This is a genomic window from Xanthomonas sp. NCPPB 3005 (assembly GCF_041228095.2).
Taxonomy (GTDB): Bacteria; Pseudomonadota; Gammaproteobacteria; order Xanthomonadales; family Xanthomonadaceae; genus Xanthomonas_A; species Xanthomonas_A bonasiae.
Genome location: NZ_CP166096.2, coordinates 308,437 through 331,835 on the forward strand (window position 1 = coordinate 308,437; position 23,399 = coordinate 331,835).

20 protein-coding genes are annotated in these 23,399 nt (G+C 69.2%); 14 read left to right on the forward strand and 6 right to left on the reverse strand.

The genetic code is table 11. From position 1 onward, the window contains the following. Positions 1-143 precede the first annotated feature (143 nt). Both AB8810_RS01415 and AB8810_RS01420 read right to left on the reverse strand, forming a co-directional pair. The gene (locus AB8810_RS01415) at positions 144-623 is read right to left on the reverse strand and encodes a tRNA (cytidine(34)-2'-O)-methyltransferase (protein ID WP_206229270.1); all 480 of its coding nucleotides are present in this window, start codon (positions 621-623) and stop codon (positions 144-146) included. A gap of 51 nt (positions 624-674) precedes the next feature. Next, positions 675-1,151 (reverse strand): hypothetical protein, encoded by a 477-nt coding sequence (locus AB8810_RS01420; protein ID WP_179571123.1) that lies wholly within the window; start codon positions 1,149-1,151, stop codon positions 675-677. A gap of 412 nt (positions 1,152-1,563) precedes the next feature. Here AB8810_RS01420 and AB8810_RS01425 point away from each other — a divergent pair, with 412 nt between their 5' ends. The 6 genes from AB8810_RS01425 (at position 1,564) to AB8810_RS01450 (ending at position 9,197) form a co-directional block, all read left to right on the forward strand. After that, complete coding sequence (locus AB8810_RS01425; protein WP_369915323.1) at positions 1,564-4,440, forward strand: M16 family metallopeptidase; 2,877 nt, start codon at positions 1,564-1,566, stop codon at positions 4,438-4,440. A 320-nt stretch (positions 4,441-4,760) separates the two neighbouring features. After that, positions 4,761-5,078 (forward strand): DUF4156 domain-containing protein, encoded by a 318-nt coding sequence (locus AB8810_RS01430; RefSeq protein WP_191826603.1) that lies wholly within the window; start codon positions 4,761-4,763, stop codon positions 5,076-5,078. Between the two features lie 102 nt (positions 5,079-5,180). Further along, positions 5,181-6,197 carry a 3-oxoacyl-ACP synthase III gene (locus AB8810_RS01435; protein ID WP_179571120.1) on the forward strand — a complete coding sequence of 339 codons (1,017 nt, stop codon included), beginning with the start codon at positions 5,181-5,183 and terminating at the stop codon, positions 6,195-6,197. Positions 6,198-6,332: 135 nt separating this feature from the next. Next, positions 6,333-7,505 carry a Fic family protein gene (locus AB8810_RS01440; RefSeq protein ID WP_369915325.1) on the forward strand — a complete coding sequence of 391 codons (1,173 nt, stop codon included), beginning with the start codon at positions 6,333-6,335 and terminating at the stop codon, positions 7,503-7,505. A 103-nt stretch (positions 7,506-7,608) separates the two neighbouring features. Further along, positions 7,609-8,514: an alpha/beta fold hydrolase gene (locus AB8810_RS01445; RefSeq protein WP_179571118.1), complete on the forward strand. Its 906-nt coding sequence runs from the start codon at positions 7,609-7,611 to the stop codon at positions 8,512-8,514. A gap of 209 nt (positions 8,515-8,723) precedes the next feature. After that, a complete protein-coding gene (locus tag AB8810_RS01450) occupies positions 8,724-9,197 on the forward strand; it encodes a hypothetical protein (protein ID WP_369915327.1) in 474 nt (157 codons plus the stop codon). A gap of 136 nt (positions 9,198-9,333) precedes the next feature. Here the strand turns inward: AB8810_RS01450 and AB8810_RS01455 are convergent, their stop codons facing one another. Then, a complete protein-coding gene (locus tag AB8810_RS01455; RefSeq protein ID WP_179571116.1) occupies positions 9,334-9,708 on the reverse strand; it encodes a YkgJ family cysteine cluster protein in 375 nt (124 codons plus the stop codon). A 108-nt stretch (positions 9,709-9,816) separates the two neighbouring features. Further along, positions 9,817-10,713 (reverse strand): LysR family transcriptional regulator, encoded by an 897-nt coding sequence (locus AB8810_RS01460; protein ID WP_369915328.1) that lies wholly within the window; start codon positions 10,711-10,713, stop codon positions 9,817-9,819. 100 nt (positions 10,714-10,813) lie between these two features. Here AB8810_RS01460 and AB8810_RS01465 point away from each other — a divergent pair, with 100 nt between their 5' ends. The 3 genes from AB8810_RS01465 to AB8810_RS01475 all read left to right on the forward strand — a co-directional run bounded on the left by AB8810_RS01465 (position 10,814) and on the right by AB8810_RS01475 (position 15,093). Continuing rightward, the gene (locus AB8810_RS01465; protein ID WP_369915329.1) at positions 10,814-11,413 is read left to right on the forward strand and encodes a short chain dehydrogenase; all 600 of its coding nucleotides are present in this window, start codon (positions 10,814-10,816) and stop codon (positions 11,411-11,413) included. Positions 11,414-11,849: 436 nt separating this feature from the next. Next, positions 11,850-13,502: an olefin beta-lactone synthetase gene (oleC, locus tag AB8810_RS01470; protein WP_369915330.1), complete on the forward strand. Its 1,653-nt coding sequence runs from the start codon at positions 11,850-11,852 to the stop codon at positions 13,500-13,502. 10 nt (positions 13,503-13,512) lie between these two features. After that, entirely contained in the window at positions 13,513-15,093 is a 1,581-nt protein-coding gene (locus tag AB8810_RS01475) for a winged helix-turn-helix domain-containing protein (protein ID WP_369915331.1), read from the forward strand. Here AB8810_RS01475 and AB8810_RS01480 read toward each other — a convergent pair. Then, the gene (locus tag AB8810_RS01480; protein WP_369915332.1) at positions 15,077-16,222 is read right to left on the reverse strand and encodes a serine hydrolase domain-containing protein; all 1,146 of its coding nucleotides are present in this window, start codon (positions 16,220-16,222) and stop codon (positions 15,077-15,079) included. The two genes, AB8810_RS01475 and AB8810_RS01480, sit on opposite strands and share 17 nt — an antisense overlap. A gap of 197 nt (positions 16,223-16,419) precedes the next feature. Between AB8810_RS01480 and oleD the strand changes: the two genes are divergently transcribed. Both oleD and AB8810_RS01490 read left to right on the forward strand, forming a co-directional pair. Further along, positions 16,420-17,430: a 2-alkyl-3-oxoalkanoate reductase gene (oleD, locus tag AB8810_RS01485; RefSeq protein ID WP_179571110.1), complete on the forward strand. Its 1,011-nt coding sequence runs from the start codon at positions 16,420-16,422 to the stop codon at positions 17,428-17,430. Between the two features lie 62 nt (positions 17,431-17,492). Then, positions 17,493-17,651, forward strand: a complete 159-nt coding sequence (locus AB8810_RS01490; protein ID WP_003468167.1) for a DUF1328 domain-containing protein — start codon at positions 17,493-17,495, stop codon at positions 17,649-17,651. Between the two features lie 114 nt (positions 17,652-17,765). Here AB8810_RS01490 and ddlA read toward each other — a convergent pair whose 3' ends face one another. Continuing rightward, positions 17,766-18,881 carry a D-alanine--D-alanine ligase gene (ddlA, locus tag AB8810_RS01495; RefSeq protein ID WP_369915334.1) on the reverse strand — a complete coding sequence of 372 codons (1,116 nt, stop codon included), beginning with the start codon at positions 18,879-18,881 and terminating at the stop codon, positions 17,766-17,768. Between the two features lie 172 nt (positions 18,882-19,053). Between ddlA and AB8810_RS01500 the strand changes: the two genes are divergently transcribed. The 3 genes from AB8810_RS01500 to ubiB all read left to right on the forward strand — a co-directional run bounded on the left by AB8810_RS01500 (position 19,054) and on the right by ubiB (position 23,375). Beyond that, a complete protein-coding gene (locus AB8810_RS01500) occupies positions 19,054-21,012 on the forward strand; it encodes an alpha/beta hydrolase family protein (RefSeq protein ID WP_369915336.1) in 1,959 nt (652 codons plus the stop codon). A 66-nt stretch (positions 21,013-21,078) separates the two neighbouring features. Beyond that, entirely contained in the window at positions 21,079-21,720 is a 642-nt protein-coding gene (locus tag AB8810_RS01505) for an SCP2 domain-containing protein (RefSeq protein ID WP_369915338.1), read from the forward strand. After that, positions 21,717-23,375 (forward strand): ubiquinone biosynthesis regulatory protein kinase UbiB, encoded by a 1,659-nt coding sequence (ubiB, locus tag AB8810_RS01510; protein ID WP_179571106.1) that lies wholly within the window; start codon positions 21,717-21,719, stop codon positions 23,373-23,375. The genes AB8810_RS01505 and ubiB overlap by 4 nt, the downstream gene beginning before the upstream one ends. The last annotated feature ends 24 nt before the right edge of the window (positions 23,376-23,399 follow it).

Sequence of the window (23,399 nt, forward strand, 5' to 3'; positions counted from 1 at the left end):
CAGCTTGCGTTCGTTGTCGTGGAGAAGGCCTCATGCCTGCGGCGCCGCCGCCGTGTGCCGGATCGCGTGGCAGTCGTCGTCTGCGTTGCCGCACAGCCCGGCCCGATGGACGTGGCGCCAGCGACCCGTGCCCTTCCGCGCGTTCAATCCGCGCCGGGGAAGCCCAGCTGCCGCCATGCTTCGAACACCACCACCGCTACCGCGTTGGACAGGTTGAGGCTGCGGTTGTGCGGGCGCATCGGCAGGCGCAGGCGTTGCGCGGGCGGAACCCGTTCCAGCACCTCGGCGGGCAGGCCGCGGGTCTCCGGGCCGAACAGAAACGCATCGCCGTCGGCGAAGGCGGGCGCATCGTAGCGGGTGTCGCTGCGGGTACTCAGGGCGAACAGGCGGCGCGGGGCGATGCTCTGCAACGCGGCGTCCAGCGAAGCGTGGACCTGCAGGCGTGCGTACTCGTGGTAATCCAGGCCGGCGCGTTTGAGCTGCTTGTCCTCGAGGTCGAAGCCGAGCGGCTCGATCAGGTGCAGCTGCGCGCCGGTATTCGCGCAAAGGCGGATGGCATTGCCCGTGTTAGGCGGTATTTCGGGTTGGAACAGCAGGACATGCAGCGTGGGCGTGGCGGTCATCGGCGCAGTTTACGCGCCGGCTCCGGCCTGCGCCGGCGAAGCGTCGCCGGCTCAGCGCGCCAGGCTGGTGGTCAGGTCCTGGCTCAGGTTCTGCAGGCTCGGCTGCAACTGCAGCATCGCGCTGTCCAGGGCGCCGCTGACCACGCTGCCGATCGCGAAGACGCTCTGGGTGTCGGTGCCCGGACGCACCTGCACCGCGGCCAGGGTCACCACGCGCTGGCTGGTCGCCTGCTCGGCATCGCGCTGGGCGATCTGCTCGGCGGACGGACGCACCTGCACCGACGCCAGCGTGGCGATGCGGCTGGACAGTTCGGCATCGCGCTGCGCCAGTTGTTCGGCGGAGGGGCGCACCTGCACCGCGGCCAGGGTGGCGATGCCGCTGTTGCGCTCGAAGGTGCGCTGGGCGATCTGCTCGGCGGAGGGGCGGACCTGCACGCTGTCCAGGGTGGTGACGGTCGGTGCGGCGATGGCCGGCGCGGCGAGCAGGGCGGCGATGGCGAAGGTCAGGGCGAAGGAAGCGGTTTTCATGGCGGGCCTCGTTGGTGTTGTTGAGCAGTGGTGTGGTAGTAAGGTAGAACACCTAATCAGGGTGTGCAAGAACTTTCTTCGGTTTTTTCTTGTTATTAAGCTCTCATTCATTATTTGCCTCGACTGCAGGTGTTGCGCCCAGATGCAAAGCAGATCCTGTGCCAACTTCAAAGCATTGTTATTCAAGGTTTTTTCGGCGAGCCGTGTGTCCGCGGGCGGACACCCGGTCGCTTGCGTACGTCCGTCTTCGGCCTGCCGGTCACCGTTGCGGCAGCGGCGTTGGCGCATCGCGTTCAGGATCGGAAGCGCCGGCCACGCTCGGGAACGGGCCGAAAGACATACGCGGGCGCGGCGGCGGCCCGTTACGATCGAGGCCTGTTGTCCTTCCACTCATTTCTCAAAAGGAACTTGCATGACCGTGTCGATCCGCCCCCGTGGGGCGCTGCTGGCCATCGCCCTGTCCACCGCGCTCGGCGCGCTGAGCTACGCGCCGCCGTCGAGTGCGGCCAGGCCGCCGGCTGCGGCGAAAGTGGACATCGCGTTCGAGCAGTTCACCCTGCCCAATGGCCTGCGCGTGGTGGTGCATACCGATCGCAAGGCGCCGATCGTGGCGGTCAACCTCTGGTACCACGTCGGCGCCAAGGACGAGCCGGCCGGGCGCACCGGTTTCGCGCACCTGTTCGAACACCTGATGTTCCAGGGCAGCGAGAACCACAGCGGCGAATTCTTCGAACCGTTCAAGCAGGTCGGCGCCACCGACCAGAACGGCACCACCAACAGCGACCGCACCAACTATTTCGAGAACGTGCCGACCACCGCGCTGGACATGGCGCTATGGATGGAGTCCGACCGCATGGGCCACCTGGTCGGCGCCATCGACCAGGCCGCGCTCGACGAACAGCGCGGCGTGGTCCAGAACGAGAAGCGCCAGGGCGAGAACCAGCCCTACGGCCAGGCCTGGGACAAGCTGAGCCGTGCGCTGTACCCGAAGGGCCACCCGTACCACCACAGCGTGATCGGCTCGATGAACGACCTCAACGCCGCCTCGCTGGCCGACGTGAAGCAGTGGTTCCGCACCTGGTACGGGCCGAACAACGCGGTGCTGGTGCTGGCCGGCGACATCGACGTGGCCACCGCGAAGGAGAAGGTCGCCCGCTATTTCGGCGATATCCCGGCCGGGCCGAGCATGGCGCAGCCGCAGGTCGACGTGGCCCAGCGCACCCAGTCCACCCGCGAGACGATGACCGACAAGGTGCCGCAGGCGCGCATCTACCGGGTCTGGAACGTGGCCCAGACCGGCACCGAGGACATTGATCGCCTGCAGCTGCTGGCGCAGGTGCTGGGCGGCGCCAAGTCGTCGCGGCTGGACCGGCGCCTGGTGCACGAGGACAAGCTGGTCGACCAGATCAGCGCCGGCGCCTGGCCGTCGCAGCTGGGTTCCAGCTTCGGCATCATCGCCACGGTGAAGCAGGGCGTGGATCCGGCCAAGGTCGAGGCGGTGATCGACGAGGAGCTGCGCAAGCTGCTCGACAAGGGGCCGGACAAGGACGAACTGCTGCGGGCCAAGACCGCGTTCCGCGCCGGCTTCGTGCGCGGCATCGAGCGCATCGGCGGGTTCGGCGGCAAGGCCGATGCGCTGGCCGAGTGCACGGTGTTCACCGGCGATCCGGGCTGCTTCCGCACCTCGTTGGCCACGATCGAGTCCACCCGCGCGCGCGATCTGAAGGCGGTGGGCCGCAAATGGCTGGGCAAGGGCGACCACACCCTGGTGGTGGAACCGGGCGAGCGCGTGGCGCTGGCCGAGGAGCCGGCCGTGCAGCCGGCGCCGCTGAATCCGCCGCCGGTCGATCCGAAGTACCGCGCGCTGCCCAGCGTCGTCGATCGCAGCGCCGGCCCGCCCAAGACCACCCAGTTCCCGCAGCTGAAGTTCCCGGCGCTGCAACGCGCCACGCTGAAGAACGGTACCCGGCTGATCCTGGCCGAGCGCCACGACGTGCCGGTGGTGCAGTTCAGCTACGAATTCCCGGGCGGCTTCAGCGCCGACCAGGGGCGCAAGTCGGGCACCGCCAACTTCACCATGGGCATGCTCGACGAAGGCGCCGGCAGCTACGACTCGCTGGGCTTCGCCGATGCCGCCGACACGCTGGGCGCCACGCTCAGCGCCGGCGCCTCGCTGGACGGCAGCAACGCCTACCTGTCGGCCTTGAAGGAGAACCTGGCGCCGTCGCTGGCGCTGTACGCCGACATGCTGCGGCGTCCGCGCTTCGAGCAGAAGGAGATCGAGCGGATCAAGGCGAGCTGGATCGCCGGCATCCGCCAGGAGAAGGCGCAGCCCAACGCGGTGGCGATGCGGGTGCTGCCGCCGCTGCTGTACGGCGCTGGCCACCCGTATGCGATCCCGTTCAGCGGCAGCGGCACCGAGCCGGCGATCGCGGCCCTGGAGCGCACCGATCTGGTGGACTTCCAGCGCGACTGGATCCGCCCCGAACAAGCCACCCTGATCGTGGTCGGCGACACCACCCTGGCCGAGGTGGTGCCGCTGCTGGACGCGCAGTTCGGCGACTGGAAGGGCGAGGGCACGGCGCCGTCGCTGCAGGCGCCGGCGGCGGTGCCGCGTCCGAGCAAGCCGCGGGTGTACCTGATCGACCAGCCCGGCGCGGTGCAGGCCAACCTGTTCGCTGCCGAACTGGTGCCGCCGACCACGGATGCGTCCTCGATCCGCTTCGACACCGCCAACGGCGTGCTCGGCGGCGATTTCACCTCGCGGTTGAACATGAACCTGCGCGAGAACAAGCACTGGTCGTACGGCGCGCGCAGTTCTGCCTCCAATACGCTGGGCCAGCGCCCGTGGTCGGCCGCCGCGCCGGTGCAGATCGACAAGACCGCGCCGGCGTTGCAGGAGATGCAGAAGGAGATCAGCGCCTTCGCCAGCGGCAAGCTGCCGCCGACGGCGGAGGAAGTGGCGCGGATCCGCAACATCCAGACCCTGAGCCTGCCTGGCGCCTACGAGACCGCCAGTTCGGTGCTCGGTGCGATCGGCGGCATCGTCCGCTACGGGCGGCCCGACGACTACGTGTTCAAGCGCAAGGCCGAGATCGAGGCGATGACCCCGGCGCAGGTGGCGCAGGCCGCCGCGACCCTGGACCCGAACGCACTGACCTGGGTGGTGGTGGGCGACCTGAAGCAGATCGAGCGCCCGGTGCGCGCGCTGAAGCTGGGCGAAGTGACGGTGATCGACGCCGACGGCAAGCCGCAGGGCGCGGCCGCGCCGGTCGCGCCCAAGCGCTGAGGGTGGCGGCCTGCGGGGCCGGGTGAGGATGCGGGCGCAGCCTCGCGCGCCAACTCCGCGAGACGCTTCGCGCCGGACCCTCACCCCAACCCCTCTCCCGGTGGTAGAGGGGCTTAGGCCGTTCCCTTCTCCTTGCGAGGACATGGCCCCTTTCGGGGGACGGTGGCCCACAGAGCCGGATGACATGGCGAAGCTTCGCGCACCGGAGGCCCCCGTGGCCGGCTCCGGTGCGCATTGCGGCCCCCGGGATCCGGCGGCGTCATTGCCAATTCAGCAATCTGCGGCACAATCCGGGTTCTCTCAGCCTGCGGTCCCTCTCCATGCGCCTACCGATCGCGTTGCTCCTGCTCGCCAGTCTCGCCGCCTGCACCTGGGTGCCGATGGCGCCGGAAGGCAAGACCGTGCGTGTACTGCCGCCAGGGCAGGCGCCGGCCGGCTGCGAGAAGCGGGGCGAGGTGGTGGTGTCGGTGAAGAGCAACGTGGGCTTCTACCAGCGCAACCCGCTGCGGGTGCGCGAGGAACTGGAGACCCTGGCGCGCAACGAAGCCCCCGGCGTCGGTGCGAATACCGTGCAGGCGATGGGCGAACCGGTCGACGGCGACCAGCGCTACGGCGCCTATCAGTGCAGCGTTCGCTGAACCGGTTAAGCCATACGCTCTGTTCCAATTTGTTAAAGATGCGGTAAAACCGGGCAGCCGCTAGAATTGGCGCCCCTTCGCCTTATCCCGGCGTACATCTCGATGCTCTTCAACAATGTCTCCATCGCGGGACTGGCGCATATCGATGCGCCGCACACGCTGACTTCCAAGCAGATCAACGAACGCCTGCAACCGACCTACGACCGTCTCGGCATCCGCACCGACGTGCTCGGCGACATCGCCGGCATCCACGCGCGGCGCATGTGGGATGCGGACATGCAGGCGTCCGATGCGGCCACCCTGGCCGCGCGCAAGGCGATGACCGACGCGGGCATCGACGCCGGCCAGGTCGGGCTGCTGGTCAATACTTCGGTCAGCCGCGACTACCTGGAACCGTCCACCGCCAGCATCGTCTCCGGCAACCTGGGCGTGGGCGAGGAATGCATGACCTTCGACGTCGCCAATGCCTGCCTGGCCTTCATCAACGGCATGGACATCGCGGCGCGGATGATCGAGCGCGGCGAGATCGACTATGCGCTGGTGGTGGACGGCGAGACCGCCAACCTGGTGTACGAGAAGACCCTGGAGCGGATGACCTCCCCGGACGTGACCGCGCAGGAATTCCGCGACGAGCTGGCCGCGCTGACCCTGGGCTGCGGCGCCGCGGCGATGGTGATGGCGCGCGCCGAGCTGGTGCCCGACGCCCCGCGCTACCGCGGCGGCGTGACCCGCTCGGCCACCGAGTGGAACACCCTGTGCCGGGGCAACCTGGACCGCATGGTCACCGATACCCGCATGCTGCTGATCGAGGGCCTCAAGCTGGCGCAGAAGACCTTCATCGCCGCCAGGCAGGCGCTGGGCTGGGCGGTGGACGAGCTGGACCAGTTCGTGATCCACCAGGTCAGCCTGCCGCACACCCAGGCCTTCATCAAGAACTTCGGCATCGATCCGAAGAAGGTGATGACCATCTTCGGCGAGCACGGCAACATCGGTCCGGCCAGCGTGCCGATCGTGCTGAGCAAGCTGCGCGAACTGGGGCGCCTGAAGAAGGGCGACCGGATCGCGCTGATGGGCATCGGCTCGGGCCTGAACTGCTCGATGGCCGAGGTGGTCTGGTAGGCGGGAGGCGTTGTGTCGGGTCCATTGCGCCGAATGCGCCACTAATTTTCCTTGTCCGGCCCAATCTGGCGCTTTGGGAAAATTATTGGTAGTTTTCTTTCTTAATGGCCGCATTCGGTGGCTGTAAGGAAAGCGATGCCTCCTCGCCGTTCCACCGGGCATTACGTTTCCGGTTCGCTGGCCGGGAGTCGTTACCAGGCGTTCGTCCCCGATCCGCTGCCGCCTGCGCTGCCGCTGGACCTGGCCGCGCCGGCATTGATCGCCCGCAAGGAACGCGCGGACCAGGCCCTGGGACGCCTGGATGGCATCACCTTGATGCTGCCGGATCCGGAACTGTTCCTCTACCAATACGTGCGCAAGGAAGCGCTGCTGTCCTCGCAGATCGAGGGGACGCAGTCGTCGTTGTCGGACCTGCTGCTGTTCGAGTTGGATGAGGCGCCGGGCGTGCCGCTGGACGACGTGGAGGAGGTATCCAACTACGTCGCCGCGCTGAACCACGGGCTCAAGCGTTTGCGCCAGGACGACTTCCCGCTGTCCTTGCGCCTGATCCGGGAAATGCACGCCTTGCTGTTGCGGGGCGGGCGCGGTGCCGGCAAGCGGCCCGGCGAATTCCGCTCGGGACAGGTATGGATCGGCGGCGCCTCGCCGGCGCTGGCGCATTTCGTACCGCCGCCGCCCGAAGTCCTGGAGACGGTGCTGGGTGCATTCGAACGCTTCCTGCACGCGCCGGCCAGCGACGTGTCGCCACTGGTCAAGGCGGCGTTGGCGCATGTGCAGTTCGAGACGATCCATCCTTTCAGCGACGGCAATGGCCGGCTGGGGCGGCTGCTGATCGCGTTGATCCTGTGCAATGAAGGCGTCTTGCGCGAACCGAGTCTGTATCTGAGCCTGTTCTTCAAGCGGCATCGCGCGCAGTACTACGAGCGTCTCAATGCCGTGCGCACCGAGGGTGACTGGGAAGGGTGGCTGGGATTCTTCCTCGACGGCATCGTGGATACGGCGCAGCAAGCGGTCAGCACCGCGCAGCGTTTGCTGGCGCTGTTGGCGCAAGATCGTGCGCGGATTGCCGGTCTGGGCACGCGTGCCGGCAATGTCGGACTGGTGTTCGAGCAGTTCGCACGCAGGGTGTTGCTTGGCGTGCCGCAGGTGCAGCCGCATCTGGCGCTGAGCGCACCGACGATCCGCGCGGCCATCCGTACCCTGCAGGAACTGGCGATCGTCAACGAACTCACCGGCCAGCAGCGGCACCGCGTCTTTGCCTATCAGGCGTATCTGGACATCCTCAGCGAAGGCGCGCAGCCGCTATGACTGCGCCTGCGCCCGCCTGTGCAGACATGCCATCTGCATGCCTTGACCGCAACGCCGATGCACATGCCTCGCTTCATTTCCCACTTTCAATTGGTCGACCCACATGAACTACCCCGGCTACCCCTTCACCCCGCAGCGTTTCCAGGTCCGTCCGGGGCTGGCGATGTCCTACCTCGACGAAGGCCCGCGCGACGGCGAGGTGGTGCTGATGCTGCACGGCAATCCGTCGTGGAGCTATCTGTGGCGGCATCTGGTGACCGGCCTGTCGGACCGCTACCGCTGCATCGTGCCCGACCATATCGGCATGGGCCTGTCGGACAAGCCGGACGATGCGCCGGGCGCGCAGCCGGGCTACGACTACACCCTGCAATCGCGCGTGGACGATCTTGACGCGCTGCTGCGGCACCTGGGCATCGACGGCCCGGTGACGCTGGCGGTGCACGACTGGGGCGGCATGATCGGTTTCGGCTGGGCGCTGTCGCACCACGCGCAGGTCAAGCGGCTGGTGATCACCAACACCGCCGCGTTCCCGTTGCCGGCGGCCAAGCCGATGCCGTGGCAGATCGCGATGGGCCGGCATTGGCGCCCGGGCGAGTGGTTCATCCGCACCTTCAACGCGTTCTCCTCCGGCGCCTCGTGGCTGGGCGTGTCGCGGCGCATGCCCGCTGCCGTGCGCCGCGCCTACGTGGCGCCGTACGACAGTTGGGCCAACCGCATTTCCACGATCCGCTTCATGCAGGACATCCCGCTGTCGCCGGCCGACAAGGCCTGGTCGTTGCTGGAACGCTCGGCGCAGGCGTTGCCTTCGTTCGCCGACCGCCCGGCGTTCATCGCCTGGGGCCTGCGCGACATCTGCTTCGACCATCACTTCCTGGCCGGTTTCCGCCAGGCGCTGCCGCAGGCCGAGGTCATGGCGTTCGAGGACGCCAACCACTACGTGCTCGAAGATAAGCACGAGGTGCTGGTGCCGGCGATCCGCACGTTCCTGGACAGGCATCCGCTGGGCTGACGCGCCGTCGCCGGCGCGCATCGGTCCGGCGGCGGGCGCGCATCGTGCTGAGGCGCGTCGTTGGCCATGGCGCGCGTCGCAGCGGGAGACGTCGCCGGCTTGTTCGCGAAAACTGCAAACGATTGCCGCTCTGTAATAAACAGGTCTCTGTACAGTGCAGGCGATGCACGCAAGCGGACCGGAGTAAAGACGAAGTGAGAGCGATCGCAATGTCGATGTTGTTGATGGCGATGAGCGCCACCGGCGCGCACGCGGAAGGCCTGACCACCTCACCCGACGGCAAGCACCTGGCGGTCGGTTTCGGCCAGCCCACCTACAAACAGGTGCTGCACTACCGGAAAATGTACGACAAGAAGCCGTTTCCCGATGCCGAGCTCTATTACTACAGCAACGGCATGTACAAGCTCATCTCGCAAGGCGAGAACCACTACGGCGTCTATGTGCTGCAAGGCAGTTTCGACGACGAGAGCTATACCGTCCGCTTCATTTCCCTGCCTTCCGAGGATTGGGGCAACAAGACCGCCTTCCACCAGTTGACCTTCGTCCGCGGCGAGGACAAGAACATCTTCATCCAGAACGCGATCGTCGACACCGGCGAAGCCATCGCCCAGCAGAACGGCACCTACACCATGGAAAAGAACACCGTGACCAATCCGGTGCCGACCAGGTGGAAGAACCGCTGAAGTGCAGCCATGCTCGGCTTTGGCGCTGGGCGGACGTCGCCAGCGCCATGGCGCCGTGCACCGATGAGAGTGCGGTCGTCGGACAGGCTGCTCAGCGTGCGGTTGACCTTGCGCTGAGCGCAGCGGCATCGCGCAATCAGGCGTCCGGAAGATTGCGCTCGGTCACGCCATCCCAGTCGTCTTCGGTCAGCAACGGCAGCCCGTGCGCCAGTCGCGACTTGTCGCACTGCGCGCTGCGTTCGCCGAACTCCAGCGAGGCGGGCACCGCGGCGCATACCGACGGGCGCCGGTCGTGGATCGTGCAGCGGCTGTAGCGGCCGATCTGCGCGTCCAGCGCCACGCAGCGCGGCTGCGCCTGCGAGGTGCCGCGCATCACCCGTTCGTGGGTGCGCAACGGTTCGGTGAGTGCGAACGGGACCCTGCCGCCCAGGTCGGGATCGGCTTCGCTCCAGTGGAAACTGACGCGGAAGTAGGCGCAGCAGGCGCCGCAGGTGAGGCAGGGATGTGCCATGGCAGCCGGGCCTTGCGCGGCAAACAGCGTTGGGGGGCGCGGCATTCTGACCGAACCGGCGCGCGCTGCAAGCGGCGCGGCATTCAGGCGGCGGCGTTTCGTGCGCGATCAGGCCAGTCGCGGCGCCGCATGCTGCTGCAGGAAGGTCAGAAAACTGGCGAGCTTGGGCAGCGGTCGACGGTCCTGCCGATACAGCGCGTGGACCGGGCGGCTGGCCGGCAGATAGGCCTCGAGCAGGCCGACCAGGCGTCCGGCGGCAAGATCCTCGGCCACTAGCACCTGCGGCTGCAACAGCAGCCCGGCGCCGTGCAGGGCGGCCTGGCGCAAGGCGGCGCTGCTGTTGCAGCGCAGGGCGGTCTTGGCCGGCCAGCCCGCGGTCGCGCCCGACGCCTCCAGCCGCCAGGCCGAACGCGGGTTCCAGGCCGCGTGTCCGAGGCAGCGGTGCGCGGCCAGGTCGGCGGGCGTGGCCGGCACGCCGTGGCGCGCCAGATAGGCCGGTGCGGCGCAGATCGCCATGCGGTAGTGGCCCAGCGGGCGCGCCACCAGGTTCAGGGGGGGATCCAGCGCGCCGACCCGGATCGCCAGGTCGATGCCGTCTTCGATCAGGTCGACCACGCTGTTGCTCAGGTCCAGTTCGATGCGCACCTGGGGGAACTGCGCCTGATACTCGGCCACCGCCGCGGCGATCACGCATTCGCCCAGCGTGGTGGCGGCGCTGATCCGCAGCAGCCCGCTCGGCGCGGCGGCCAGGCGCTCGACCGAGCTTTCGGCCCAGCGCAGCTGTTCGAGCACGCGCTTGCCCTCTTCGTAGAAACGGCGACCGGCGTCGGTCAGGCCCTGGCGGCGGGTGCTGCGTTCCAGCAGCCGCGCACCCAGATGGGTCTCGAGCTGGCGGACCAGCTTGCCGACCATCACCGCGCTGATGTCCAGCCGCCGCGCGGCGGCGCTGAAGCTGCCGGCCTCCACGGCGGCGACGAAGACCTCGATGCTGCGCAGTTTGTCCACGATTGCGAACCCTGGGTTTGCAGTGCTGGAAATTCTGCGCCATTTTTCGCCGCCCGGTACACGGCCAGACTGCCCGCCTCACACCAGCAGGAGCAGTGGCATGAAGGCAGTCGTCATCGGCGGAACCGGCACCCTGGGCCGGGCCGTGGTGCAGGAGCTGGGGCGCGACCACGAGGTGATCGCGGTCGGCCACACGCGCGGCGCGTCCACCGTGGACATCACCGACGACGCCAGCGTGCAGGCGCTGTTCGCCGCGCTGGGGCCGGTGGATGCGATCGTCTCGACCAGCGGCGAACTGCACTTCGGCGAGCTCGCCACGCTGCAGCCGGCGCAGTTCGCGCTGGGGCTGCAGCACAAGCTGCTGGGCCAGGTGCGGCTGGCGCTGTTCGGCCAGCACCATCTCAACGAAGGCGGTTCGATCACGCTGACCGGCGGCATCGTCGCCGACGAACCGATCCGCGGCGGCAGCAACGCCACCACGGTCAACACCGCGCTGGAGGGCTTCGTGCGCGCGGCCGCCTGCGAGTTGCGCGGCGGCCGCCGCATCAATGTGGTCAGCCCGACCGTGCTGAGCGAATCGGCCGAACAGTACGGGGCGTTCTTTCCTGGATTCGAGAGCGTCAGCGCCGCGCGCGCGGCGCTGGCCTATCGGCGCAGCGTGGCCGGGATCCAGAGCGGGCGCACGTTCCGGGTCGCCTAGGGCGTTATCAATCCCCCGAGCAGCTCGCGCCACTCCCGCGCATGCGTGTTCACGTCAGCGCTGGCGCGGCAGCGTGCACGCGCAAGAGCGGCCCTACGGGTTGGGCCTGTCAGGCCGCCAGCCGGCGCCGCGCGGCTTGAGCTGACCGCCAGTCAGGCGCTGCGCCACGCAGCGCCGGCTGGCGACCTGACAGACCCAGCGCGACCTGCTCGGGAATTGATGACATGCCCTAGGGCAACAGGCCGCGCCGATCCTGCGCACGAACGGGACAAGCAAGAGAGCGGACGTGGACGCGTGTGCAGTCCCGAACCATGACGCGCCCCTCAGTCGCTGCGCCACGCAGCACCAACTGGCGACCTGACGATCCAACGTGACCTGCTCGGCACTGCATGACATGCCTTGGCGGCATGGCGATGCCATCGGCGATAATCGGCCGATGACCACGACCCCCATCTGCAACATCGCCGCGACGCTGCCGCCGTTGGCCCGCGAGCGCCCCGACCAGATCGCCATCCGCTGCCCGGGCGGCCGCGGCGCCAATGGCCTGGCCGCCTACGACGTGACCCTGAGCTATGCGCAGCTGGATGCGCGCAGCGACGCGATCGCCGCCGGGCTGGGCGGCTACGGCATCGGCCGCGGCACCCGCACGGTGGTGATGGTGCGGCCGTCGCCGGAGTTCTTCCTGCTGATGTTCGCGCTGTTCAAGGCCGGTGCGGTACCGGTGCTGGTGGATCCGGGCATCGACAAGCGCGCGCTCAAGCAATGCCTGGACGAGGCGCAGCCGGAGGCGTTCATCGGCATTCCGCTGGCGCAGCTGGCGCGGCGCCTGCTGGGCTGGGCGCGCTCGGCGCAGCGCATCGTCACCGTGGGCCGGCGCTGGGCCTGGGGCGGTACCACGCTGGCGCAGATCGAGCGTGCCGGCAGCGGCGCCGGCAGCCAGCTGGCCGACACCGCGGCCGACGACGTGGCCGCGATCCTGTTCACCAGCGGCTCCACCGGCGTGCCCAAGGGCGTGGTCTACCGGCATCGCCATTTCGTCGGCCAGATCGAACTGATGCGCAACGCGTTCGACATGCAGGCCGGCGGCATCGACCTGCCGACCTTCCCGCCGTTCGCCCTGTTCGATCCGGCGCTGGGGCTGACCTCGGTGATCCCGGACATGGACCCGACGCGGCCGGCCAGCGCCGATCCGCGCAAGCTGCACGATGCGATCGACCGCTTCGGGGTGACCCAGCTGTTCGGTTCGCCGGCGCTGATGCGGGTACTGGCCGACTACGGCCGTCCATTGCCGAACGTGCGTTGCGCCACTTCTGCCGGCGCGCCGGTGCCGCCGGAGATCGTGGCCAAGATCTGCAGCCTGCTGCCGGAGGACGGCAAGCTGTGGACGCCGTACGGCGCCACCGAGTGCCTGCCGGTGGCGGCGATCGAAGGCCGCGAACTGCAAGACACGCGCGCGGCCACCGAAACCGGCGCCGGCACCTGCGTCGGCGCGGTGGTGGCGCCGAACGTGGTGCGCATCATCGCCATCGACGATGCGGCTATTCCTGAGTGGGCGGGCGTGCGCGAGCTGCCGGCGGGTACGGTCGGCGAGATCACCGTGGCTGGGCCGACCACCACCGACACCTATTTCAACCGCGATGCGGCCACGCGCATCGCCAAGATCCGCGAGCGCCTGGACGACGGCAGCGAGCGCATCGTGCATCGCATGGGCGACATCGGCTATTTCGACGCGCAGGGCCGGCTGTGGTTCTGCGGGCGCAAGACCCAGCGCGTGGAGACTGCGCAGGGGCCGCTGTACACGGAGCAGGTCGAACCGATCTTCAACACCTTGCCGTGGCTGCGCCGCAGCGCGCTGGTCGGGATCGGCGAGGCGGGCGCGCAGCGTCCGGTGCTGTGCTACGAACTGCAGGCGGGCGTGGCGCCGCCGGCGCAGCCGGACGCCGTGCTGCGCGCGCTGGCGCAGACGCATGCGCACACCGCCGGCATCGCCGATTTCCTGCGTCATCCGGGCTTCCCGGTGGATATCCGCCACAACGCCAAGATCGGCCGCGAGAAGCTGGCGCTGTGGGCCAAGGACCGCGTGCGCTGAGGCCGCCGCAATGGGCGAGCGCTACCGGCTGGACGACCTGCGCATCGACGTGGCGCGGCAGCGGGTCGAACGCGACGGCGTGGCGCTGGAACTGGGCGGGCTGAGTTTCCGCCTGCTGCATTACCTGCTGCAGCAGGGCCAGCGCGTGGTCGGCTTCGACGAACTGATCGCGCAGGTGTGGGCGCCGGCGCTGGTCAACGAGGAGACCGTGACCCAGCGCGTGCGCTTGCTGCGGCAGGCGCTGGGCGATGCCTCGCGACAGCCGCGCTATCTGCGTTCGGTGCGTGGCCAGGGCTACCAGCTGTGCGCACCGGTGCGCAGCGACGAAGACGACGGCGACAGAGACGACGCACCGGCACCGCGACGACCGCGTTGGCGTGGCATCGCGATCGCGGCAGTCGTGGCGCTCGGTGTCGGGACGCTGGCGGCGCTGGCGTGGTCGTGGTCTGCGCCGCCGCCGCAAGCGGCGGCGTCACCGCTGCTGCAACGCGCCGAGTATTACGCCGGCATCGGCCAGCGCGACGACAACGAACGCGCGATCGCGCTGTACCGGCAGCGTCTGCAGCAAGTCCCCGACGAGCCGCGCGCGTTGCTCGGGCTCAGTCGCGCCTACAGCGCGCGCGTGTGCCAGTACGGCGGCGATGCGCAGTACGTCGCGCTCGCGCGGCGCCTGGCGGCGCAGGTGATCGCGGCGCAGCCGCAGCTGGCCGCCGCGCATGCCGCACTCGGCTACGCGCACGATTGCAGCGGCGAGTACGCGGCGGCGCTGGCCGCCTACGAGCGCGCGCTGCAGCTGGATCCGGGCGCCGATGCAGTGCGCGGCTCGGCTGCGTATCTGTACGAGCGCAAGGGGCAATTGGCGCAGGCGTTGGCCGCCAACCTGCAGGTGCGCGATCCGGCGCGGGTGCGGTTCCTGCCGATCCAGATCGCCAGCAACCTCAACCTGCTCGGCTACGTCAGCGCCGCCGAGGCGCGCTATCGCGACAGCTTCCAGCTGTATCCGGACAGCGCGTTCTCCAACCTGGCCTGGCCGAGTTTCCTGTTCGCGCATGGCCGCACCGCCGAAGCGCAGGCGGCATTGGACGAGGCGCTGGGGCGCGGCACCGACTACGCCGGGCTGTACCTGCTGCAGGCGGAACTGGCGTTGGCGCAGGGCGATGCGGCACGTGCGCGCCAGGCCAGTCTGCATGCGCTGCGGCTGCGTCCGCAGGGCAGCCTGGCGCAGACGCTGGCATGGACGCTGGACGCGCAGCCGCGGCCCGCCGCGCCGGCGTTGCGGGCGCGGGCGCAAGACCTGTTGCGCAGCCTCGCGGGTGGCGCCGACCCACTCGATGGGCTGGATGCGGCGCTGCTGCTGCAACTGGCCGGCGACCCGGACGCGGCATTGGATGCATTGCGCCGCGCACAGGCCGCCGGCTATCGCGATGCGGCCTACCTGCGAGTGTCGCCGCTGCTGGCGCCGCTGCGCACGCAGGCCGGCTTCGCCACGTTGCTGGCGCGCAACCAGGCCGACATCGCCGCCCAGCGCGCGCAAGTGCGCCGCGCCGGCCTGCTGCCGCAGGAAACCGGCGCGGCTACGGCAGCGCCTTGAGCACGTAGTCGGCGAGCAGCGCCTGCGACTGCGGGTGCATCTTCGGCGTGTTGTAGGCGCCGCGGGTGATCACCACCACCAGGCGTTCCTCGGGCAGCACGAACACGTAGTTGCCGCCGTTGCCGGACATCGCCCACACCCCGCGCTCCACGCCGCGCACCGGGAAGCGGAAACGCCACAGCAGATAGCCGTAGTCGGCGTCCTCGCGCGCCTGCGCGTGCACCGTGGTCATCGCCCGCACCCAGTCCGCCGGCAGCACCTGCTGGCCGTGCCAGCGGCCCTGGTCGAGCAGCAACTGGCCGAACTTGGCCAGGTCGCGGCTGCGATAGCGGGTGCCGCCGCCGCCCATGCCCACGCCCTCGGCGGAGCGGCCCCAGTGGACGTCGGTGATGCCCAGTGGCCGTTCCAGCGCCTGCGCGGCGAAGTCTTCCAGGTGCTGGCCGGTGGCTTTCTCCACCAGCGCGCCGAGCAGGAAGCTGCCGGCGGTGCAGTAGGCGAAGGCGCGGCCGTGCGGGCTGTTCTCGGGGCGGCGCATCCATGGCGCGTAGCCCTTGATCGGCAGGTCCAGCGCGAACTGGGTCCAGTCCGCACTGACATACATGCGTTCCTCGTTGCCGCTGGAGAACGCGTTCTCGTCGTCGCACTCCAGCTGCGAACTCATCGTCAGCAGGTCCTCGACGGTGATCGCGCGCTTGCGCGGGTCCGGCTGCTGCCAATGGCGGTCGCCGAAGGCGTCGTAGACCTTGGCCTGCGCGCCGGCCAGGCGGCCGCGGTCGATCGCTGCGCCCACCAGCATCGCGGTGACGCTCTTGGTCGCCGAGCGGGTGTCTTGCAGGGTCTGCCGATCAGCATCGCCGAAGTAGCGTTCGTAGACCAGTGCGCCGTCGCGCACGATCAGCACGCTGCTGGTGTCCGGCGCCTTGCCGTCGGCGATGGCCTGCTCCAGTGCCGCGAGCGTGGCCATGTTCCAGCCGGTGGCCCTGGCGTCGGCGACCTTCCAGCCGTCTCCGAGCGCTGGCGGCGCGGTGGCGGTGGTGATGGCGGTGGTGATTGTGGCGGCGGGCGCGGCATGGACGACAGGCGCGGCGAGGGCGAACAAGGTGCACAGCAGGAACGGGAGGCGCGACATGGTGGAACTCCGGAAGGAAGCGGTCCGCGCACTGCGCCAGCACCGTGGATGAAGTGCCTGATGCCACGGTGAAGAATTATGAAGTTCCGAAATATCAATGGCTTGGCGTGCGCAGCGGCGTCGCCCGCCGCCGCGCGGATCGCCTTCCCCGGCGACCCCGGCTATCGTGTGCGCCCTGGTGCGAACGGTGCGGCGCGATGAAGATAGTGGTGACGGGCGGTGGTGGATTCCTGGGACAGGCGCTGTGTCGCGGGCTGGTCGCGCGCGGGCACGAGGTGATCAGCTACAACCGCGGCCACTATCCGGAACTGCAGGCGCTGGGCGTGGCCCAGGTGCGCGGCGACCTGACCGATGCGCAGGCGCTGCACCATGCCGTACAAGGGGCCGAGGCGGTGTTCCACAATGCGGCCAAGGCCGGTGCCTGGGGCAGCTACGACAGCTACTACCAGCCCAACGTGGTCGGCACCGAGAACGTGCTGGCCGCCTGCCGCGCGCATGGCGTGGGCCGCCTGATCTACACCTCCACGCCGAGCGTGACCCATCGCGCCACGCATCCGGTCGAAGGCCTGGGCGCGGACCAGGTGCCGTACGGCGAGAACTTCCAGGCGCCGTACGCGGCGACCAAGGCGATCGCCGAGCGCGCGGTGCTCGCCGCCAACGACGCGCAGCTGGCGGTGGTGGCGCTGCGGCCGCGGCTGATCTGGGGGCCGGGCGACAATCAGATCCTGCCCAAGCTGGTCGAGCGCGCACAGGCCGGCCGCGTGCGCCTGGTCGGCGGCGGCGACAACCGGGTCGATTCCACCTTCATCGACAATGCCGCGCAGGCGCATTTCGACGCATTCGAGCATCTGCGCGTCGGTGCGGCCTGCGCCGGCAAGGCGTACTTCATTTCCAACGGCGAGCCGCTGCCGATGCGCGAGTTGCTGAACAAGCTGCTGGCCGCGGTCGGCGCGCCGCCGGTGACCAAGACCCTGTCGTTCAAGGCGGCGTATCGCATCGGCGCCGCCTGCGAAACGCTGTGGCCGCTGCTGCGCCTGCGCGGCGAGCCGCCGCTGACCCGCTTCCTGGCCGAGCAGCTGTGCACGCCGCATTGGTACAGCATGGAACCGGCGCGGCGCGATTTCGGCTATGTGCCGCAGGTTTCGATCGAGCAGGGCCTGCAGCGGCTGGCGTCGTCATGGCGCCGCGACACTTCCGTCACTTCCTGACGACCGGCGGTTTCCGAAGATACCTGCGCGCCGATTCGGCACGACAACTTCTGGACCTTGCCATGCTGCATTACGCCATCATCTTCTTCGTCATCGCCATCATTGCGGCCGTGCTCGGTTTCAGCGGCATCGCCGGCGCCGCGACCAACATCGCCTGGATCCTGTTCGTGGTGTTCCTGATCCTGGCCGTGATCTCGATGTTCCGTCGCGGCAAGGTGTAGTCGCCCGCGCTGCATCGCGAACGGCCCGCCGCACCGGAGACATCCGGTGCGGCGGGCCGTTCGTTTTTGTGCGCGCCGCTGGCGCCGGAGTCGCGCCATTGCATGGCCGCCGCGCTATTCGCCGGATCCCGGCAAGGCCACCGCGCTCCGCAGCGCCGCATCCTGCGCATGGCGTTCCAGCGCCAGCTCGATCAGGCGCGTGATCAGCGCGCGGTAGCTCAGCCCGCTGGCCTGCCACAGCTTCGGATACATGCTGATGCGGGTGAAGCCGGGCAGGGTGTTGAGTTCGTTGATCACGATGCGGCCGTCGCCGGTCAGGAACACGTCCACCCGCGCCAGGCCGGCGCATTCCAGCACGGCGTAGGCGCGCAACGCGACGGCGCGGATGCGTTCCTGGGTAGCCTCGTCGATCGCGGCGGGCACCACGACCTCGGCGCCTGTCTCGCTGATGTATTTGGTCTCGTAGGAATAGAACGCGTCGTGCACCACCACCTCGCCGCAGACGCTGGCTTGCGGAGCGTCGTTGCCGAGCACGGCGCATTCGATTTCGCGCCCATCGATGGCCGCTTCCACCAGCACCTTGTGGTCGTAGGCAAGGGCCAGCGCCAGCGCCGCATCGAAGCCGGCCGCATCGTGCACCTTGCTCACGCCCACCGACGAGCCTTGGTTGGCCGGCTTGACGAACAACGGCAGCCCGAACTGCGCGGCCAGCGCGGCGAAATCGGCCTGCGTCGCATCGCGGCGGCGGATGCAGGCGAACGGCGCCACCTCCAGCCCGGCGTCGCGCAGCAGGCGCTTGGCCACGTCCTTGTCCATCGCCAGCGCCGAGCCGAGCACGCCGGAGCCGACGAACGGCAGTCCGGCCATGCGCAACAGGCCTTGCAGCGAGCCGTCCTCGCCCAGCGTGCCGTGCACGATCGGGAACGCCACGTCGATCTGCTCCAGTGCCTGTGCCGGCTGCAGCGCGCGCAACGGCTGCGTGTCGTCGCCGGGGATCACCGCCACGCCGCGTCCGCTGCGCTGCAGCGCGATCCGTGCCGGATCGTCGGCATGCAGCAGGAAGCCGTCGCGCTCGTTGGCGTGCCAGCAGCCCTGCTTGTCGATGCCGATCAGGGTGGCGTCGAAACGCTGCGGGTCCAGCGCATCGACGATGTTGCGCGCCGATTGCAGCGAGACCTCGTGCTCGGCCGACTTGCCGCCGAAGATGATGCCGACCCGGATCTTGCGCATGTCGCGGCTCCGTCATTGCCCGATGAAGGGGCGATAGCATGGGCCATCGCCGCGCGTCGCGGGAGAGGGTATCTGCGACGCACGCGCAGGGCTCCGCGGACTGTGGCGGGGGATGGACGCCGTTCGCGGAGCTTGCCAACATAGGTCGCTCAGGGGACAGGGGATGCACTCGATGCGACGTTGGACGTTCGTGGCCGGCCTTGCGCTGGCCGGCATGGCATGCGCGCAGGCCGAGCCGCCGCCGCTGGATCTGGCCCCGTATCTGAAGCGCGACCAGTTCGAGCGGGTCAAGATCTCGCCGACCGGCGCCTACTATGCCGTCACCCAGCCGATGGAGGACCGGACCGGGCTGGTGGTCGTTCGCCGCAGCGACAAGCAGCTCTCGGCCAGGATCATCGGCGGCGCCGACTCGGTGATCGACGATTTCTGGTGGGCCAACGACGAGCGCATCGTGGTGTCGATGGCCGAGCGTTTCGGCACGCGCGATGAGCCCGTGGCGATCGGGCAGCTGCACGCCATCGATGCCGACGGCAAGAATCCCCGATTGCTGGCCAGCCCGTATGGGATGAACGACGCGGTCAACGCGGCCACGCTCAAGGTGGGCCTGGATCCGTCGGTGTACATGCTCGATACGCTGCCGCAGGATCCGCGCAACGTGCTGGTGTCGGTGGTGGAGCAGACCAGCGACCCGACGGTCCATATCGATAAACTGGACATCTACAATCACCGGCGTACGCCCGTGGCGACCGCGCCGGTCTCGCGAGCGGACTTCGTTGCCGACCACGCCGGGCGCGTCCGTTTCGCCAACGGCGCCGATACCGGAAATTCAAGCAAGCTCTACTACCGCGACGACAATGCCACGCCGTGGCGGCTGATCAACGACGAAGCCGCCAGTTTCCATCGCGCCTATCCGTTGGGATTCTCCGCCGACGACAAGCTCGCCTATCTGCAGGTGGAGCAGGCCAGCGGCCCGGATGCGGTGGTGTCCTGGGATCCGGCGACCGACCGCTATTCGCCCTTGCTGCGCGACGAGCAGGTCGACCCGTACCGGGTATTGCGCGACCTGGACGGCAAGACGCCGATCGGCGTGTCGTTCATGAGCGACCGGATGCACAACCGTTTCTTCGACGACAACGCGCCGACCTCGCGCCTGTATCGATCGCTGGAAAAGGCGTTCAACGGCGATGCGGTGTTCATCACCTCGGCAACGGCCGATCGCCGGTTGCTGTTGCTCTACGTCTGGAGCGACCGCAACAACGGCGACTATTTCCTGTTCGACAGCACGGACAAATCGGCCAAGCGCGTGTTCAGCCGGCGCGAATGGTTCCGGCCCGACCAGGTCCCGCCCAGCCGCGAAGTCAGCTTCAAGGCCAGGGATGGCTTGCCGCTGCACGGCTATCTCACCCTGCCGCTGCATGCCGAGGCGGGTAAACCCTTGCCGATGGTGTTGCTGCCGCACGGTGGGCCGTTCGGCGTGTTCGACGCGCGGGATTTCGACGACGACGCGCAACTGCTCGCCGCGGCGGGCTATGCGGTGCTGCGGGTCAATTACCGCGGTTCGGGCAACTATGGCCGTGCCTTCACCCAGGCCGGGGCGAAGGAATGGGGCGGCCGCATGCAGGACGACCTGACCGATGCCACGCGCTGGGCGGCCGCGCAGGGCATCGCCGATGCCGCGCGCATCTGCATCTATGGCGCCAGCTACGGCGCCTACGCGGCGTTGATGGGCGCGGCCAGGGAGCCGGGCTTGTACCGCTGCGCCGCCGGCTACGTCGGGGTATACGACCTGGAGACGATGTACCGCGACCAGGCCAGGCGAGCGCGCTGGGCAAAGAACTGGGCCGGCGACTGGCTTGGCGAACGCGGCACCCTGGCCGCGCGCTCGCCGGTCAATCTGGCCGATCGCATCCGCATCCCGGTGTTCCTGGCCGCGGGCGGCAAGGACGAGCGTGCGCCGATCCAGCACACCGAGCGCATGGAAAAGGCGCTGAAGAAAGCCGGCGCGCCGGTGGAGTCGCTGTACTTCCCCAACGAGGGCCATGGCTTCTACACCGAGCCGCACCGGCGCGCCTACTACACCCAGTTGCTGGCGTTCCTGAGCAAACATCTGGGCGGCGCGCAGGCGCAGTAGCGCGGCACGCTTCACAGTCTGCCGCTCGCACGGTGCGGCGACGTGTCTGCCGCTAGAATGCGCGGCATGCCTGGATCTCCCTTCGATGCCCTCAAGCCCCTGGCCGGCCGCGCGCTGGAAGCGGCGCTCAACCGCGCGCTGGCGCTGGACCCGGATACCCGCGAGGCGCTGCGCGGTCTCGACGGCCAGCGCGTGGCGCTGACCCTGGACGCGCCGGCGCTGGCGCTGCAGATCCGCGTGGACGGCACGCGCCTGCAGGTCGGCCCGGTGGATGCGGCGCAGGAGCCGGACCTGGCGGTGCGCAGCACCCTCGGCGGGCTGTTCGCGCAGCTGCCGTTCCTGGCGCAGGCGCGGCGCGGGGCCAGCACTGGTGGGCGGGTGCGGGTGTCCGGCGATGCCGAGCTGGCGCGGCGCCTGCAGCAGTTGGCGGGGCGTTTCGACCCGGACTGGCAGCGCCCGTTCACCCAGGTGTTCGGCGACGTGCTCGGCGTGCAGTTCGCCAACGCGGCGCGCGCGGCGCTGCAGCAGGCCCAGCGCAGCGCGCAGGACCTGGCGCAGAGCGCGGCCGAATTCGTCACCGAGGAATCGCGCGACGTGGTCCCGCGCGCCGAGCTGGACGCGTTCTACGACGATGTGGATGCGGTGCGCGACGACATCGAGCGCCTGGCCGCGCGCGTGGCGCGGCTGCAGCCGGGACGTGGCGCATGAAGGCGATGTTCCGCGCCAGCCGCATCGGCCGGGTGATCCTGCGCTACCGCCTGGACGACCTGCTCGACGGCACCCCGGCCGAGCGCTGGCTGCGCCTGGCCAAGCCGTTCGTGCCGCGCGCCAGCCCGGACATCGCCGCGCAGTCGCGCGGTGCGCGCTTGCGCCTGGCGCTGCAGGACCTGGGGCCGATCTTCGTCAAGTTCGGGCAGATCCTGTCCACCCGCCGCGACCTGATGCCGCCGGACGTGGCCGAGGAACTGACCCTGCTGCAGGACCGGGTGCGCCCGTTCGACGGCGAGGCCGCGCGGCGCATCGTCGAGCAGGCGCTGGGGCAGCCGATCGGCGTGGCCTTCGCCAGTTTCGACACCACGCCGCTGGCCTCGGCCTCGATCGCGCAGGTGCATGCGGCGACGCTGCACGACGGCCGCGAAGTGGTGGTCAAGGTGCTGCGCCCGGACATCGAGCGGCAGATCGACGCCGACATCGCCTTGCTCAAGTCCGCCGCCGCCCTGGTCGATCGCGCGCACCCGCGCGCCGACAAGATCCGCCCGCGCGAAGTGGTGGCCGAGATCGAGACCACCCTGGCCGCGGAACTGGACCTGCAGCGCGAAGGCGCCAACGCCAGCGTGCTGCGCCGCTTCTGGCTGCATTCGGACGACATGTACGTGCCGGAGGTGATCTGGAGCCACACCGCCGAGCGCGCGCTGACCCTGGAACGGGTGCGCGGCATTCCTTCCGACGACATCGCCTCGCTCGATGCCGCCGGCATCGACCGCAAGGCGCTGGCGGCCAAGGGCGTGCGCGTGTTCTACACGCAGGTGTTCCGCGACAACTTCTTCCATGCCGATGCGCACGCCGGCAACATCTGGGTGGACAGCGATCCGGCGCGACGGATCAACCCGCGCTTCATCGCGCTGGACTTCGGCATCATGGGCCAGCTGTCGCAGGAAGATCAGTACTACCTGGCCGAGAATTTCATGGCCATCTTCAACAAGGACTACCGGCGCATGGCCGAGCTGCACGTGGAGGCGGGCTGGATGCCGGCCAACGTGCGCATCGACGAACTGGAGGCGGCGGCGCGCTCGGTGTGCGAGCCGTACTTCACCCGGCCGCTGTCGCAGATCTCGCTGGCCGAGGTGCTGATCAAGCTGTTCCGCGTGGCCCAACGCTACCAGCTGACCCTGCAGCCGCAGCTGATCCTGCTGCAGAAGACCCTGCTCAACATCGAAGGCGTGGGCCGCCAGCTGGACCCGGAGCTGGACATCTGGGCGGTGGCGCGGCCGGTGCTCGAGCGCATCCTGATCGAGCGCTACAGTCCGCAACGCGCGGTGCAGGAGTTGCGCAAGCGGCTGCCGGAAATCATGACCCATGCGCCGGACATGCCGCGCCTGGTGCACAGCTGGCTGCGCCAGCAGGTGGAAGGCGGCCACGAGCTGTCGATGCGCTCGCGCGACCTGTCCGACCTCAATCTGATCCTGCTGCGCATGCAGCGCCGCGTGGTGACCGCGATCACCGGCGTGGGCCTGCTCACCGTCGCCGTGCTGCTGTACGCGCTCCACGCGGGCGGGCCGCAACTCGGCGGGGCCTCGCTATGGGCCTGGATCGCCGGCGGCATCGGCGTGGTCAGCCTGCTCTCGGCGTGGTGGCGGCGCTAGGCGCTTCGCCGCCGCAATCGAACG